This window comes from Streptococcus sp. DD04 (genome assembly GCF_001578725.1).
GTDB classification, from domain to species: Bacteria; Bacillota; Bacilli; order Lactobacillales; family Streptococcaceae; genus Streptococcus; species Streptococcus sinensis.
Genome location: NZ_KQ968976.1, coordinates 160,598 through 174,887, shown reverse-complemented (window position 1 = coordinate 174,887; position 14,290 = coordinate 160,598). Strand labels below are relative to the sequence as shown.

13 protein-coding genes and 1 pseudogene are annotated in these 14,290 nt (G+C 39.6%); 12 read left to right on the top strand and 2 right to left on the bottom strand.

What is annotated here, in order from left to right:
- Positions 1-229: 229 nt before the first annotated feature.
- From STRDD04_RS11265 to STRDD04_RS00780, 9 genes and pseudogenes are all read left to right on the top strand, one after another.
- A complete protein-coding gene (locus STRDD04_RS11265; protein WP_062198515.1) occupies positions 230-442 on the top strand; it encodes a hypothetical protein in 213 nt (70 codons plus the stop codon).
- Between the two features lie 80 nt (positions 443-522).
- A pseudogene (cas9, locus tag STRDD04_RS00815) lies at positions 523-3,889 on the top strand (type II CRISPR RNA-guided endonuclease Cas9).
- A gap of 172 nt (positions 3,890-4,061) precedes the next feature.
- Entirely contained in the window at positions 4,062-4,973 is a 912-nt protein-coding gene (cas1, locus tag STRDD04_RS00810) for a type II CRISPR-associated endonuclease Cas1 (RefSeq protein WP_062198513.1), read from the top strand.
- Position 4,974: 1 nt separating this feature from the next.
- Positions 4,975-5,298: a CRISPR-associated endonuclease Cas2 gene (gene cas2 / locus STRDD04_RS00805; RefSeq protein ID WP_037618041.1), complete on the top strand. Its 324-nt coding sequence runs from the start codon at positions 4,975-4,977 to the stop codon at positions 5,296-5,298.
- Positions 5,295-6,338 (top strand): CRISPR-associated protein Csn2-St, encoded by a 1,044-nt coding sequence (gene csn2-St, locus STRDD04_RS00800; RefSeq protein WP_037618043.1) that lies wholly within the window; start codon positions 5,295-5,297, stop codon positions 6,336-6,338. The genes cas2 and csn2-St overlap by 4 nt, the downstream gene beginning before the upstream one ends.
- A 373-nt stretch (positions 6,339-6,711) precedes the next feature.
- Positions 6,712-7,098: a YbgA family protein gene (locus STRDD04_RS00795; RefSeq protein WP_062198510.1), complete on the top strand. Its 387-nt coding sequence runs from the start codon at positions 6,712-6,714 to the stop codon at positions 7,096-7,098.
- Positions 7,099-7,262: 164 nt separating this feature from the next.
- Positions 7,263-7,676, top strand: coding sequence for an SP_0198 family lipoprotein (locus STRDD04_RS00790; protein ID WP_062198508.1), 414 nt, complete (start codon positions 7,263-7,265; stop codon positions 7,674-7,676).
- Positions 7,677-7,939: 263 nt separating this feature from the next.
- Positions 7,940-9,001, top strand: coding sequence for an ABC transporter permease (locus STRDD04_RS00785; RefSeq protein ID WP_062198506.1), 1,062 nt, complete (start codon positions 7,940-7,942; stop codon positions 8,999-9,001).
- Complete coding sequence (locus STRDD04_RS00780; protein WP_062198504.1) at positions 9,002-9,667, top strand: ABC transporter ATP-binding protein; 666 nt, start codon at positions 9,002-9,004, stop codon at positions 9,665-9,667. It begins immediately after the preceding gene.
- A 107-nt stretch (positions 9,668-9,774) separates the two neighbouring features.
- Here STRDD04_RS00780 and STRDD04_RS00775 read toward each other — a convergent pair whose 3' ends face one another.
- Together STRDD04_RS00775 and mnmE are read right to left on the bottom strand one after the other, a co-directional pair.
- On the bottom strand, positions 9,775-9,960 hold the full coding sequence (locus STRDD04_RS00775; protein ID WP_062198502.1) for a hypothetical protein: 186 nt from the start codon (positions 9,958-9,960) through the stop codon (positions 9,775-9,777).
- 1 nt (position 9,961) lies between these two features.
- Entirely contained in the window at positions 9,962-11,335 is a 1,374-nt protein-coding gene (gene mnmE / locus STRDD04_RS00770; protein WP_062198500.1) for a tRNA uridine-5-carboxymethylaminomethyl(34) synthesis GTPase MnmE, read from the bottom strand.
- Between the two features lie 196 nt (positions 11,336-11,531).
- On the opposite strand from mnmE, the gene rpiA reads away from it, so the two are divergent.
- The 3 genes from rpiA to STRDD04_RS00755 are packed head-to-tail and all read left to right on the top strand — an operon-like array spanning position 11,532 to position 14,276.
- A complete protein-coding gene (rpiA, locus tag STRDD04_RS00765; RefSeq protein ID WP_062198498.1) occupies positions 11,532-12,209 on the top strand; it encodes a ribose-5-phosphate isomerase RpiA in 678 nt (225 codons plus the stop codon).
- A gap of 13 nt (positions 12,210-12,222) precedes the next feature.
- Entirely contained in the window at positions 12,223-13,434 is a 1,212-nt protein-coding gene (locus STRDD04_RS00760) for a phosphopentomutase (RefSeq protein WP_015604591.1), read from the top strand.
- Positions 13,435-13,463: 29 nt separating this feature from the next.
- Entirely contained in the window at positions 13,464-14,276 is an 813-nt protein-coding gene (locus STRDD04_RS00755; RefSeq protein ID WP_062198496.1) for a purine-nucleoside phosphorylase, read from the top strand.
- Positions 14,277-14,290 lie beyond the last annotated feature (14 nt).

The following is a 14,290-nucleotide window of genomic DNA, read 5'->3' as shown; positions in this document are numbered from 1 at the left end:
CTTTTAGTGTCTACGCCCAAAATCTGCCCCAAAAGTTTCAAAAATTTGTCTCACTCGATTATGATTTTTTCTTTTTGTTGTTCTAACTGATGGATGTAGACTTCTAAAAGCTCAAAACAGACTGACATATCGAAAACTAGATAGATGATGAAACCGAGCTGTATACAGTTGGTCGTGGAACCCTTAATGCCTCACTTTTTGCGAAAAAATTGAAGAGGAGCGTGGACAAGTGGGTGTTCATCAAATCAGTCTAGAACAGCTACAACAAGCTCATTTTCTTCTGGTGTTAGTGCAAGTCTTCAGTCGAAAGAAGTCAGATGGCTTGCCGCCATTACTGAGTCATGAGCCTAGTATCACTCTTCCTAGCGGCAGATATGGAGATGTAGAAGAATGGAAAATGAGCGCTATAGCAAATGTTGTAGCGTTTTTTAATAGAAAGTAACAAAAATCCTCATTATCTATTGAATTTTTGAGTTTTTAAGTTTACAATGATATTAATATAGTGTTTAATGAGGTGGATTTATGAACGGAAAGATTTTAGGGCTAGACATCGGTGTGGCTTCTGTCGGTGTTGGAATCTTAGACAAAGAAACTGGTGAAATTATTCATGCTAGTTCACGGATTTTCCCAGCGGCTACTGCTGACAGCAATGTATAGAGACGAGGATTTCGCCAAGGGCGGAGACTAGGACGCAGAAAGAAACATCGAAAACTGCGCCTAGCCGATTTATTTAGTGATGCGGGGCTTATAACAGATTTTTTACAAGTATCTATCAATTTAAATCCATACGAACTGCGCGTTAAGGGATTAAATGAGAAATTAACTAATGAAGAATTATTCATTGCTTTGAAAAATATTGTCAAAAGGAGAGGGATTAGTTATCTTGATGATGCTAACGAAGATGGTGAGTCTTCTTCCTCAGAGTATGGAAAGGCTGTTGAAGAAAATAGAAAGCTTCTAGCAGATAAAACACCGGGACAGATTCAGCTGGAACGTTTTGAGAAATACGGACAGGTTCGAGGTGATTTTACTATTGAAGAAAATGGGGAAAAACACCGTCTGCTAAATGTGTTCTCGACCTCAGCTTATAAAAAAGAAGCAGAGCGAATCTTGACAAAGCAGCAAGACTATAATAAAGATATCACTGATGAATTTATTCAGGCATATTTAACGATTTTAACTGGAAAACGTAAGTATTACCATGGACCAGGGAATGAAAAGTCTTGTACGGATTATGGACGCTTCAGAACAGATGGAACAACTTTGGATAATATTTTTGGTATTTTGATTGGGAAATGTACCTTTTATCCAGAGGAATACAGAGCTGCTAAAGCTTCTTACACGGCACAGGAATTTAATTTACTCAATGATTTGAACAATCTGACTGTTCCAACAGAAACTAAGAAGCTTAGTGAGGAGCAGAAGAGACAAATTATTGAGTATGCAAAAGGAGCTAAAACTTTAGGTGCTGCTACTTTGTTGAAGTATATAGCAAAATTGGTCGACGGATCTGTAGAGGACATAAAGGGATATCGGATTGATAAAAGTGAAAAACCAGAAATGCATACTTTTGATATTTATCGAAAAATGCAAACATTGGAAACGGTCGATGTTGAGAAACTATCTAGAGAAGTTTTAGATGAGTTGGCTCATATCCTCACACTCAATACGGAACGTGAAGGAATCGAAGAAGCGATTAAAGTATCATTTATCAAAAGAGAATTTGAGCAAGATCAGATTGCTGAATTAGTCTTATTTAGAAAGTCTAATAGCTCCTTGTTTGGAAAAGGTTGGCATAATTTTTCAATCAAATTGATGATAGAGTTGATTCCAGAGCTTTATGAAACATCTGAAGAGCAGATGACAATCCTTACACGATTGGGCAAACAAAAAACAAAGGCAAAATCTAAACGAACCAAGTATATTGATGAGAAGGAATTGACCGAAGAAATTTACAATCCAGTAGTCGCTAAGTCAGTCAGACAAGCAATTAAAATCATAAATCTTGCTACAAAGAAATATGGTATCTTTGATAATATCGTTATTGAAATGGCACGTGAAAATAACGAAGAAGAAGCTAAGAAAGATTACGTGAAGCGCCAAAAAGCTAATGAAGATGAAAAAAAACGCTGCAATGGAAAAAGCTGCTCATCAATATAATGGAAAAAAGGAATTACCAGATAGTATTTTTCACGGACATAAAGAATTGGCTACGAAAATTCGTCTTTGGCATCAGCAGGGAGAAAAATGTCTTTATACTGGGAAGAATATACCGATAGCAGATTTGATTGAAAATCAGTATAAATATGAGATTGATCATATTTTGCCTCTTTCTCTTTCATTTGATGATAGTTTAGCAAATAAGGTACTAGTTTTAGCAACAGCCAATCAAGAGAAAGGACAGCGTACACCATTTCAAGCACTTGATGGTATGGATGCTTCTTGGTCATATAGAGAATTTAAATCTTATGTCAAAGCCTCTAAGGCACTCAGTAATAAAAAGAAAGATTATTTGCTCAATGAGGAAGAAATTAACAAAATTGAAGTTAAACAAAAATTTATTGAGCGCAATCTAGTTGATACTCGGTATTCTTCTCGAGTAGTTCTAAATGCTCTTCAGGATTTTTATAAATTAAATAATTTTGATACCAAGATTTCAGTGGTGCGCGGACAATTTACTTCTCAACTGAGAAGAAAGTGGCGGATTGACAAATCGCGTGAAACTTATCACCATCATGCAATCGATGCATTAATTATCGCGGCCTCCAGTCAATTAAGACTTTGGAAAAAGCGGAATAACCCTCTGATTTCTTACAAGGATACCCAATTTGTGGATTCTGAAACAGGAGAGATTATTACATTGACTGACGATGAGTACAAAGAATTAGTATATAGAGCCCCTTATGATCATTTTGTTGATATACTAGGCAGTAAAAAATTCGAAGATAGTATTTTATTTTCCTATCAAGTGGATTCAAAATATAATCGTAAGATTTCTGATGCAACAATTTATGCAACGAGAAAAGCAAAGTTAGGTAAAGATAAGTCGGAAGAAACTTATGTATTGGGTAAGATTAAGGATATATATACTCAAACGGGTTATGATGCTTTCATAAAGCTCTATAAAAAGGATAAAAGTAAATTCCTGATGTACCAGAAGGATCCACTAACTTTTGAAAAGGTCATTGAGGAGATTTTAAAAACGTATCCTGATAGGGAACAAAATGAAAATGGAAAAGAAGTTGCTTGTAATCCCTTTGAGAAATATAGACAGGAAAATGGTCCTATTCAAAAATATAGTAAAAAAGGAAAAGGTCCAGAAATTAAGAGTCTGAAATACTATGATAACAAATTAGGGAATCATATAGATATTACCCCAGCTAATAGTGAAAATCAGGTTATATTACAATCTTTATCTCCATGGCGTACAGATGTCTATTTTAATCCAGAGACTGAAAAATATGAATTATTAGGATTGAAATATGCTGATTTACAGTTTGAAAAGGGAACTGGAAACTATTCTATAACTCTAGATAAATATTACGAAATCAAAGAAAAAGAAGGAGTAAGCAAACAATCAGAATTCAAATTTACCTTACATAAAAATGATTTACTTTTAATTAAGGATACAAAGACTAAGGAACAACAAATGTTTAGGTTTTTATCTAGAACTATGCCAAACCAAAAACACTATGTTGAATTGAAACCCTATGATAAAGGAAACTTTGAAGGTAAGGAGAAAATTAAAGTATTTGTTACAACATCTAATGGTCGCTGTTTAAAAGGATTGGGAAAAGCGGACCTCTCCATCTACAAAGTTCAAACAGATGTTTTAGGGAATAAACGTTTTATCAAAAAAGAGGGTGATGCTCCAAAACTCGAATTTTAAAATAATCTTTAAAAAGAGTTGCAAATAGCTCTGCAATATATTATAATAGCAATTGTAAGGGACGCCTTACACAGTTACTTAAATCTTGCAGAAGCTACAAAGATAAGGCTTCATGCCGAAATCAACACCCTGTCTCTTGGCGGGGTGTTTTCGTGTTGTAAAGGGGAAATTTATGACTTGGAGAATTGTACATGTATGTCAAAGTGAAAAAATGAGGTTGAAACTAGATAATCTCTTAATCAAGAAAATGGGAGAAGAATATACCATTCCTTTGAGTGATATTTCTATCATAGTGGCGGAGGGAGGAGATACAGTTGTTACGCTTCGTTTACTAAGTGCTCTAAGTAAGTACAATATAGCTTTAGTCGTTTGTGACAATGAGCATCTGCCAACCGGTATCTATCATTCTCAAAATGGGCATTTCAGAGCTTATAAGAGGCTACAAGAACAATTGCTTTGGACGCAGGAGCAAAAGGATAAGCTGTGGCAAATTGTTACATATTTCAAGATTAACAACCAGCAGGATGTACTAGCTATGTTTGAGAAGGATTTAGATTGTATTCAATTATTGGCCGACTATAAAGACCATATTGAGTTAGGCGATAAAACAAATCGAGAAGGTCATGCGGCTAAAGTTTATTTCAATGAATTATTTGGTAAAAAATTTGTGCGCGTAACCCAACAGGAAGCAGATGTTATCAATGCAGGTTTAAATTATGGTTATGCGATTATGAGAGCTCAAATGGTAAGGATTGTGGCTGGTTATGGATTAAATCCCTTGATTGGAATTTTTCACAAAAATGAATACAATCAATTTAATCTAGTAGATGATCTGATGGAACCTTTCAGACAGATTATTGATGTATGGGTTTATCATCATTTGAGAGAGGAAGACTATTTGAAATATGAATTTCGATTAGCTTTAACAGATTTATTAAATGCAAAGATTCGTTATGGCAAGGAAAATTGTTCTGTAACTGGAGCGATGGATAAATATGTGAAGGGATTTATCAAATGTATTGCGGACAAAGATACAACAAAATTTTACTGTCCAATCGTCTCAAGTTTGAAATGGAGTAAATAAGATGAGGTATGAAGCAATGAGATTGATTTGTTTTTTTGATCTTCCTATGGAAACTAATCAGGAAAAGCGAACCTACCGTAATTTTCGTAAAGAATTGATTGCAAATGGTTTTGAAATGCTCCAGTTTTCTGTATATTATCGAACTTGCCCTAATCGTAGTTTTGCTAGCAAATTCTACAAGAAATTAAAACAAAGTAATTTACCTAGTGGAAATGTTCGATTGCTGGCTGTGACGGAAAAACAGTTTTCTGAAATGGTTCTGATTATTGGTGGTAAGACCAAGCAAGAAGAAGTAGTCAGTGATAATAAGTTGGTAGTCATATGAAACTATATTTTAAGCACCCTTATAAGGAAAACCTATCCATTAATTTTGGAAAATTTACGCAGGTTGTTGGTGAAGACCAACAGTTGAAGTATTATATTTGGCAATTATTAGTCTGGTATTTTGGTGGTAAAAAATACAACATAGAGGACTTAACACTCTTTGAACAGAGCGAGCCAGAAATTTGTACAGAAGAGATGATCATAAAAAGAAGTGAGTATAAGATTGTTTCGATTTCAAATATTCAGGATTTGATTGAGCAGATGGATTACAAAAAGGGAACAGTTGCATTTGATTTTTTAAAGTCCAAACTGGATAACCTAGAAGTGATAGAACAAATTGATTTTATCAATGATAAACTAGATCAAATATCGACTATAGTAAATAAGCAACTCAATTTTCAAATTGGCGATATTGATTATCATACTGAAAGTGTCTATCTGAATGTAGAACAACTGATTTTAAAATATTTTCTTCCATATTTTGGAATGGGAGATAAAAATATTTCCTTTGAATTTGTCGAAAATGAAACCAAGTTTTTAATATTCTTGGCAATGTTGCAAGAGACACTTTTAAAAACTAATCAGAAAATAATTCTGCTTTTGAGAAGTATGGATGATTATCTGACTTATCAATCTTTTGTAAAGTGTTGTGAACATCTCCAAATGATGACAGAAAAATTTCCTAATATTTATGTAATCTCTTTTCCTTCAAATGAAGGCTACCTTTATATCAACAGAGAAAATATGGAATTTGTCAATATTATTTCTGGTTTTATAGAGCATTACTATGAATTTCGGTTTATGTATGAAAGTTTTGTACAGCGTTATCCATCCAACGAGATTCCCAATGAAGAAGAATTTTTAATTTCCTTGCAAAAAATTTCTCCTTATTTGTTTAGCTCTGATGTGGAACATATGAGCCTTTCGATTTATGATATGGTTACTTTAAAAATTATGAATAACTTATACCAATATGATAAAATTATTGATTTTAAAGTGCAGATGGCCAATCCATTGTTAATGAGCTTTTTAAAAAGTTAGACTTGACAAGCTTTTTGGGAGAATCTATAATCAGTATGTGAGTACAAAAAGCAAAATTTTTTAATTTGAGGTTTTTGTACTCTCAAGATTTAAGTAACTGTACAACAGAGGAGTATAAAATGAAAATTGAACAACTGTTTTTGTACTCTCAAGATTTAAGTAACTGTACAACCTGTCGGATTTGAGAAGACATCATAGTGAAGTTTTTGTACTCTCAAGATTTAAGTAACTGTACAACAGAAGAAAGCTAAACGGGCTTGGTACTGGTCTCATAAAATGGCTTTTTGTCTTGCTAACTTTATGACTGGGAACAAGCAATGTTGTAGATGGTTCTGGAAGAATTCGAAAGTGAAGATTAGAAGGAAAAGTAATCATGGAAAATGTAAACCAAATCTCCCAATGTCAGACTCTTTGGGCTAGAAATAAGTATCTAGTGCTCAGTCATTCCAGCAAGATCTATCTTGAAATCCGCCAATATCTGAAAAGAGACTTGGTGGAAGCAACACATGTACAAGACTTGATTGTTCAGGCGGTAGCCCTGCCTGAAAACCGCGGTCAGGTCTGCAACGCCTTTCAGCATGTTTGGGGCTATTTTAAGAGAAAAGCTAGCCCAGCTGAAAAAGAAGAATTTATGCTACTTTTAGAGCGATACCAAGCAGGTCAGGTGGAGCAGGAGGCTTTGGTAGAAGCTGTAAAAGGTTTGCTTCGAAAGTACCCCAATTCTTACCTGCAGCAGTCGACGTTGATATTTGGTGATTAGGCGTGAGGCTCGGATATCGAAGATGACTAGCGTTAATTCTCTAGAAGAAGCAATAGATTCTACATCTCCAGTCCAATAGGGCTGGGGAATTTTTGATTTCTAAATAAAAAATGCTATATGATTGACAAACGAAACAGACAAATGTAGAAAATGGAGAAAGCGATATGACTATTTCAAAAAAAGCCTTTACTGGAATCTTATCATTAACAGTCGCAGTTCTATTGACTGCTTGTTCAGGCAATACTAATCAGGGAGGAAATACCAACTCATCACAAAATACCCAAAGCCAAACATCGCAGGCTTCATCCAATGCAGGTCAGACCAGCAATATAGACGGGCGCTACCAAGCAACCGACCATGATGGTGACCAACATGTCCTGGAAATCAATGGTAGGACTGGCGCTTGGACTGAGACCGAGGTCGAAGGCAGTAAGGAAATCAAGCAGGTACAGGTAGATACGGCTAGTCAAAGATTGATTGTCGGTGACGATGTCAAAAGCTATCGTCAAAATGGCAATCAGCTGATTGTGGATGAACTGGATGATGATCCAGATACTCTGACCTTTAGCAAGCAATAAGCCGATTTTCAATCTGCTCTGGATAAGAGAAGGAGCGGGTCAGATAGCGGTCGAAACCTAGAGAAAAGAAACAAGGCAAGCTTCGGTAGATGAACTGAAGTCCGTGCTTGTTTCTTTTTATTTTACGATTTTCTTTCACGGAATGTTTCTGACTTAGTGAATGAGTGATTTTCGCCTGAATCTAGTCACTATTAGTCTCATATGTTTTTCTAGCTTGCTTCTTTATGATATAATGGTCTTAAATATCTCAAAGGAGGACAGCTTTGTTTTTAGCTTTTAAAGAGATTGTCTACAGCCGCGGACGCTATCGTTTAGTGGTTGCTGTGGTCTTTCTCATTACCTATATGGTTTTCTTTTTATCCAGTCTTTCTGTCGGCTTGGCTAGACTCAATCGCTTGGCTTTGGACCAATGGCAGGCTGAGTCGATCGTCTTGTCGGAGTACGCCAATAAGAATCTGGTAGCTTCGATTCTCAAGGAAGAGGAGTATAGTAACCTGCTTCAAAGGGACTCAATCGCTGCTTTGGGACAGACGGCGGCAGTGGCCAATTATGAAGATGGGACGGATAAACTCAACGCTCAAATTTTTGGTCTCTCTTGGGATAGTTTTCTAGCGCCTGACATTATTGTGGGACGTCCTGCTGAGACTGCTTATGAAGTTATTGCGGATAAGCGCCTACAGCAAAAGGGTGTAAAACTAGGCGACCAGCTTCAGCTCAATGGCAGTGAGCGTCTTTATCAGGTTGTTGGTTTCACAGAGAATAACAGCTTCTTAACTCAGCCAGTTCTCTTCATGACGTTGGAAGATTTCAGGGAATTAAAGTACGGCTCTAGTCAGGTTAAGAATATCAGCGCACTTGTGGTCAAGGATGGTCAGAAGATTGAAGAAGCTGGACTTAGTCAGCTCTCTATGAGTGATTTTATAGAAAATATCCCTGGTTATCAGCCTCAGGTACTGACTTTTTCCTTTATGATTGGGGCGATGGTTCTGATTACATTTTTGGTATTGGGGATTTTTATGTACATCATTACCATCCAGAAGACGCACCTTTACGGTATTATGCGCGCCCAAGGAATTGCAAGTGGGAAGATTATTGCTTCTATTTTTTGGCAGATTTTCATCCTGTCCACTCTGGGAATCAGCTTAGCTGTCTTGGCTCTTTTGGGAACCCAGCTAGTCTTGCCGGCTTCTATTCCTTTTTACAGTGACTGGCGAGCTTATGCTGGATTGATTGTTCTGATTGTTTTCATGTCGCTAGCTGGTGGGCTCTTGTCTATTCATCGGGTTCTGAAAATTGACCCTATCACAGCGATCGGAGGTGAGTAAATGTCAATCATAGAACTAAAAGGGGTTACGAAAGAATATGGTCAGGGGCATACGCTGGTTCAAGCCCTGAAGCCAACTGATTTCCAACTGGAAGCAGGGCAGTTTGTAGCTATTATTGGGCCGTCAGGATCGGGGAAAACAACCTTTCTGACCTTGCTGGGCCATTTACAAACGCCTTCAAAAGGACAGATTCTCCTGCATGGGAAAGATACCTCCCAGCTCAAGGAAAAGGAACGGGCAGCCCTGCGTTTCAATGATTTCGGCTTTATTTTGCAGGCCTCCAATCTCATACCTTTTCTGAAAATCGAAGACCAGTTTCAGCTGATTGACCGCTTATCTAAAAAGGAAAGAACAAATCTGGACAGTCTGATTGAGCTACTAGATCTAAAAGACACGCTTAAGCAGTATCCCAAAGAATTGTCCGGCGGAGAACGGCAGAGAGCTGCTATCGCCAGAGCGCTTTACAATAGCCCAGATATTATCTTGGCTGATGAGCCGACAGCTAGTCTGGATACGGAGCGGGCTAAGCGCGTGGTTCATCTGCTCAAAGAAGTAACACAGAAATTCAATAAGAGCGTGGTCATGATTACCCATGATACCCGCCTACTGGACGAGTTTGACAAGGTCTATGAAATGCAAGACGGAGTGCTGACTCAAGTCCGATGAAGATGTGCCCAAACAGAAAAATAGTTTGGGACAAGGAGAGTACCACGATTCATGATCAGGCGAATTCTCAGCTAGATTGAATAGACAAACAAACACGGTTCTATCTATCAAGAACCGTGCTTCTTTTTCTTCGCTTTTTCGTAATTTTCAGGATTTATTTTTGTGGTGCGGGCTTTGTTTAGGAAGGCCTCCATCCAGCTGCGTTTTTGGATGGTATCTCTGACTTGCTCATTCTTTCGACTTTCTAGATATTCGCCTAGATTTTTTGCTTTGATAAATTCTGTGATGCCCATATCATTTTCCTAAACAAAACTGGCTGAAGAGCTGGGTGATGAGTTCGTCTGGTGCGGCATCACCTGTGATTTCGCCTAGGATTTCCCAGGTGCGAGTCAAATCGACTTGGAGAAGATCCACTGGCATGCCCAACTCCAACCCCTCGTTGACAGCATGCAGGCTTTCGACGGCTTTTTCGATGAGGGAAATGTGCCGAGCATTGGACAGGTAGGTGGCATCTTGCTCGACAATACCAGCATTCTCAAAGAAGAGTTGATTAATACGGTCCTCTATTTTATCAATATTTTGATTGTGGAGGACGGAAATCTTGATAGCATCAGCAGGCAGTTGGTTCAGCTCAATCTTTTCTTCGAGGTCAGTTTTGTTAAGCAGGACAATGCGGTTGCTGTCTTGACTGATTTCAAGCAACTGGCGGTCTTGCTCGGTCAGGGGCTCACTAGCATTGAGAACTAGGAGGACTAGATCAGCTTCTTGCAGTGCTTTTCTAGAGCGTTCAACACCAATCTGCTCTACTAGATCATCTGTCTCGCGAATACCTGCCGTATCAATAAGCTTGAGCGGTACGCCGTTGATATTGACATACTCCTCAATCACATCACGAGTTGTTCCCTCGATGTCGGTTACAATAGCTTTGTCCTCTTGAAGCAGATTATTGAGCAGGCTGGATTTACCCACATTTGGCCGACCGATGATAGCTGTAGAAATGCCTTCGCGGAGAATTTTTCCTCGGCGGGCAGTTTTGAGAAGGCTGCTCAGCAATGCTTCGAACTCAGCTGTTTTTTCTCTCATGAGTTGGGTCGTCATCTCTTCCACGTCGTCGTACTCAGGATAGTCAATATTGACCTCGACCTGTGCCAATGTGTTGAGGATTTCCTGACGGGTGCTGTTGATCAGATCAGAGAGAGAGCCGTCCAGTTGCTTGACAGCGTTATTCATGGCTTTATCAGTTTTGGCTCGGATGATGTCCATGACTGCCTCAGCCTGAGTCAGATCCATGCGCCCATTAAGAAAGGCCCGCTTGGTGAATTCCCCTGGCTCTGCCATTCTAGCTCCTTCTCGGATGGCGAGTTGCAGGATTTCATTGGTGACCGCAATTCCGCCGTGGGTATTGATTTCGATGATATCTTCACGGGTGAAGGTCTTGGGCGAGCGCATAGCACCGACCATAACCTCATCCAGAATTTCCTGTCTTTCTGGGTCGACAATATGGCCATAGTTGAGTGTGTGGCTGGCAACTTTGCTTAGGTCCTTGCCTTTAAAGATTTTTTGGGCAATAGCAAAGCTATCTGTTCCGCTTAGTCTGACGATGCCGATGGCTCCTTCTCCAAGAGGTGTCGAAATCGCAGCAATGGTATCAAATTCTCTGGTTATCATCTTTTATTTCCTGCATTTTCTATAAATAGTGAATCAATTATTCTAATTGTAACGCAAAAAAGGAGTGGGAGCAAGATTTTAGGTCGTTTTAATGCAAAGAATGAATCCCAAAGAGTAACCCCCTTTAAAAACTGAAAACATTTTCATATTCCGAAGAATCATGATATAATTAAAATAGTTGATTTGAGGAGGTGCTATGGAAACTCTAAAGAAACTAGCAGGCATCAAGGCTGCTGAATTTGTCGAAGATGGGATGGTGGTCGGTCTGGGAACAGGTTCGACTGCTTACTATTTTGTCGAGGAAATTGGTCGTCGCATCAAAGAAGAGGGGCTGCGGATTACTGCAGTCACGACTTCTAGCGTGACCACTAAGCAAGCAGAAGGCTTGGGTATTCCACTGAAATCCATTGATGAAGTGGATCAGGTTGATGTGACTGTTGATGGAGCTGATGAAGTGGATCCTCAGTTCAACGGGATCAAAGGCGGAGGCGGAGCCCTGCTGATGGAGAAAGTTGTTGCGACACCTACCAAGGACTACATTTGGGTGGTCGATGAGAGCAAATTGGTTCAAAAACTAGGTGCTTTCAAGTTGCCAGTCGAAGTAGTGCAGTATGGTGCGGAGCAAGTTTTCCGTCGCTTTGCTCAAGCAGGCTACAAGCCAAGTTTCCGTGAAAAAAATGGCCAACGTTTTGTTACGGATATGCAGAATTTCATTATCGATTTGGATCTGGGGGTGATCGAAAATCCAGTCGAATTTGGCCGAGAATTAGATCATATTGTGGGCGTTGTTGAGCATGGGCTTTTCACCCAGATGGTCAACAAGGTTATCGTCGCAGGACAAGGTGGCGTAAAGGTTTTAGAAACAGACAACTAGAAAAGAGGTTTTCATGTCAAAATTTAATCGTATTCACTTGGTAGTCATGGACTCAGTTGGTATTGGTGCTGCGCCAGATGCCAATAACTTTGTCAATGCAGGGGTGCCAGATGGAGCTTCCGATACTCTGGGACACATTTCCAAAGCAGTCGGCCTAGATGTGCCAAACATGGCTAAGCTAGGCTTGGGCAATATCGAGCGTGAGCAAGCCTTGAAAACTGTACCAGCTGAGGAAAATCCAAGTGGTTACTATACTAAATTAGAAGAAGTTTCTTTAGGTAAAGACACGATGACAGGCCACTGGGAAATCATGGGTCTGAACATTACTGAGCCTTTTGATACTTTCTGGAATGGCTTCCCAGAGGAAATCTTGACTAAAATTGAAGAATTTTCTGGTCGCAAAGTTATTCGTGAGGCTAACAAACCTTATTCTGGCACGGCAGTTATTGACGACTTCGGACCTCGTCAGATGGAAACTGGCGAATTGATTATCTATACTTCTGCAGATCCAGTGCTTCAAATCGCGGCTCATGAGGAGATTATTCCTTTGGACGAGCTCTATCGTATCTGCGAATACGCTCGCTCTATCACTTTGGATCGGCCAGCACTTTTGGGCCGTATCATCGCTCGCCCTTATGTAGGTGAGCCAGGCAACTTCACTCGTACAGCCAATCGCCATGACTATGCAGTTTCTCCATTTGAGCCAACTGTTTTGGACAAGCTCAATGAAGCCGGCATTGATACTTATTCAGTTGGTAAGATTAACGACATCTTCAACGGTGCAGGTATCAACCATGACATGGGCCACAACCAGTCCAATAATCATGGTGTAGACAATCTGGTCAAGGCTATCCAGTCTGAAGACTTTAAGTATGGCTTCTCATTTACCAACTTAGTGGACTTTGATGCTCTTTATGGCCACCGTCGTGATCCGCATGGCTATCGTGATTGTCTGCAGGAGTTTGACGCTCGCTTGCCAGAAATCATTGAAAATATGCGTGAGGATGACTTGCTCATGATTACCGCTGACCACGGTAATGATCCGACCTATGCCGGAACTGACCACACTCGTGAGTACATTCCGCTCTTGGTCTTTGGTAAATCCCTCAAGGGGAACGGTCACTTGCCTGTCGGACATTTTGCGGACATTTCAGCAACTGTTGCTGACAACTTCGGTGTCGACAAGGCTATGATTGGTGAAAGCTTCTTGGACAAATTGGTATAAGCACTATAAGAGAGTGAGGAAATTAGTTTATGACAACATTATCTGAAAAAATCAAAGCAACAGCAGCCTTTTTAAAAGAAAAAGGAATCGTAGCACCAGAATTTGGTCTGATCTTAGGTTCTGGCCTAGGAGAATTGGCTGAAGAAATTGAAAATGCAGTAGTGGTAGACTACGGTGAAATTCCAAACTGGGGTCGTTCAACTGTCGTTGGCCATGCTGGTAAATTAGTCTATGGAGATTTGGCAGGACGTAAAGTATTGGCGCTCCAAGGACGCTTCCACTTCTATGAAGGAAATCCATTAGAAGTTGTTACTTTCCCAGTGCGTGTCATGAAAGTCTTGGGTTGTGAAGGTGTTCTTGTTACCAATGCTGCCGGAGGTATCGGCTATGGTCCTGGTACGCTTATGGCCATCACTGACCACATCAATATGACTGGTCAAAACCCATTGATTGGTGAAAACTTGGATGAATTTGGTCCACGTTTCCCTGATATGTCTAAATCTTATACTCCAGAATACCGTGAAATCGCGCATAAAGTCGCTGATAAGCTGGGCATCAAGTTGGAAGACGGTGTTTACCTCGGTGCGACTGGTCCGACTTATGAAACACCTGCTGAAATCCGTGCTTACAAGACGATGGGTGCAGATGCTGTTGGTATGTCTACTGTTCCAGAAGTGATCGTAGCAGCTCACTCTGGCCTGAAAGTCCTTGGTATTTCATGTATCAGTAACTTCGCCGCTGGTTTGCAAGAAGAGTTGAACCACGAAGAAGTAGTAGAAGTGACTGAACGCATCAAGGGCGACTTCAAGGGCTTGCTTAAAGCCATTCTTGCTGAATTGTAAGAAAAGAAAAATCA

Excerpts from the sequence above, each read along its gene's own strand:
- cas1 (WP_062198513.1), top strand. The coding sequence starts at position 4,062 with ATGACTTGGAGAATTGTACATGTATGTCAAAGTGAAAAAATGAGGTTG.
- cas2 (WP_037618041.1), top strand. The coding sequence starts at position 4,975 with ATGAGGTATGAAGCAATGAGATTGATTTGTTTTTTTGATCTTCCTATG.
- csn2-St (WP_037618043.1), top strand. The coding sequence starts at position 5,295 with ATGAAACTATATTTTAAGCACCCTTATAAGGAAAACCTATCCATTAAT.
- STRDD04_RS00795 (WP_062198510.1), top strand. The coding sequence starts at position 6,712 with ATGGAAAATGTAAACCAAATCTCCCAATGTCAGACTCTTTGGGCTAGA.
- STRDD04_RS00790 (WP_062198508.1), top strand. The coding sequence starts at position 7,263 with ATGACTATTTCAAAAAAAGCCTTTACTGGAATCTTATCATTAACAGTC.
- STRDD04_RS00780 (WP_062198504.1), top strand. The coding sequence starts at position 9,002 with ATGTCAATCATAGAACTAAAAGGGGTTACGAAAGAATATGGTCAGGGG.
- STRDD04_RS00775 (WP_062198502.1), bottom strand. The coding sequence starts at position 9,960 with ATGGGCATCACAGAATTTATCAAAGCAAAAAATCTAGGCGAATATCTA.
- mnmE (WP_062198500.1), bottom strand. The coding sequence starts at position 11,335 with ATGATAACCAGAGAATTTGATACCATTGCTGCGATTTCGACACCTCTT.
- rpiA (WP_062198498.1), top strand. The coding sequence starts at position 11,532 with ATGGAAACTCTAAAGAAACTAGCAGGCATCAAGGCTGCTGAATTTGTC.
- STRDD04_RS00760 (WP_015604591.1), top strand. The coding sequence starts at position 12,223 with ATGTCAAAATTTAATCGTATTCACTTGGTAGTCATGGACTCAGTTGGT.
- STRDD04_RS00755 (WP_062198496.1), top strand. The coding sequence starts at position 13,464 with ATGACAACATTATCTGAAAAAATCAAAGCAACAGCAGCCTTTTTAAAA.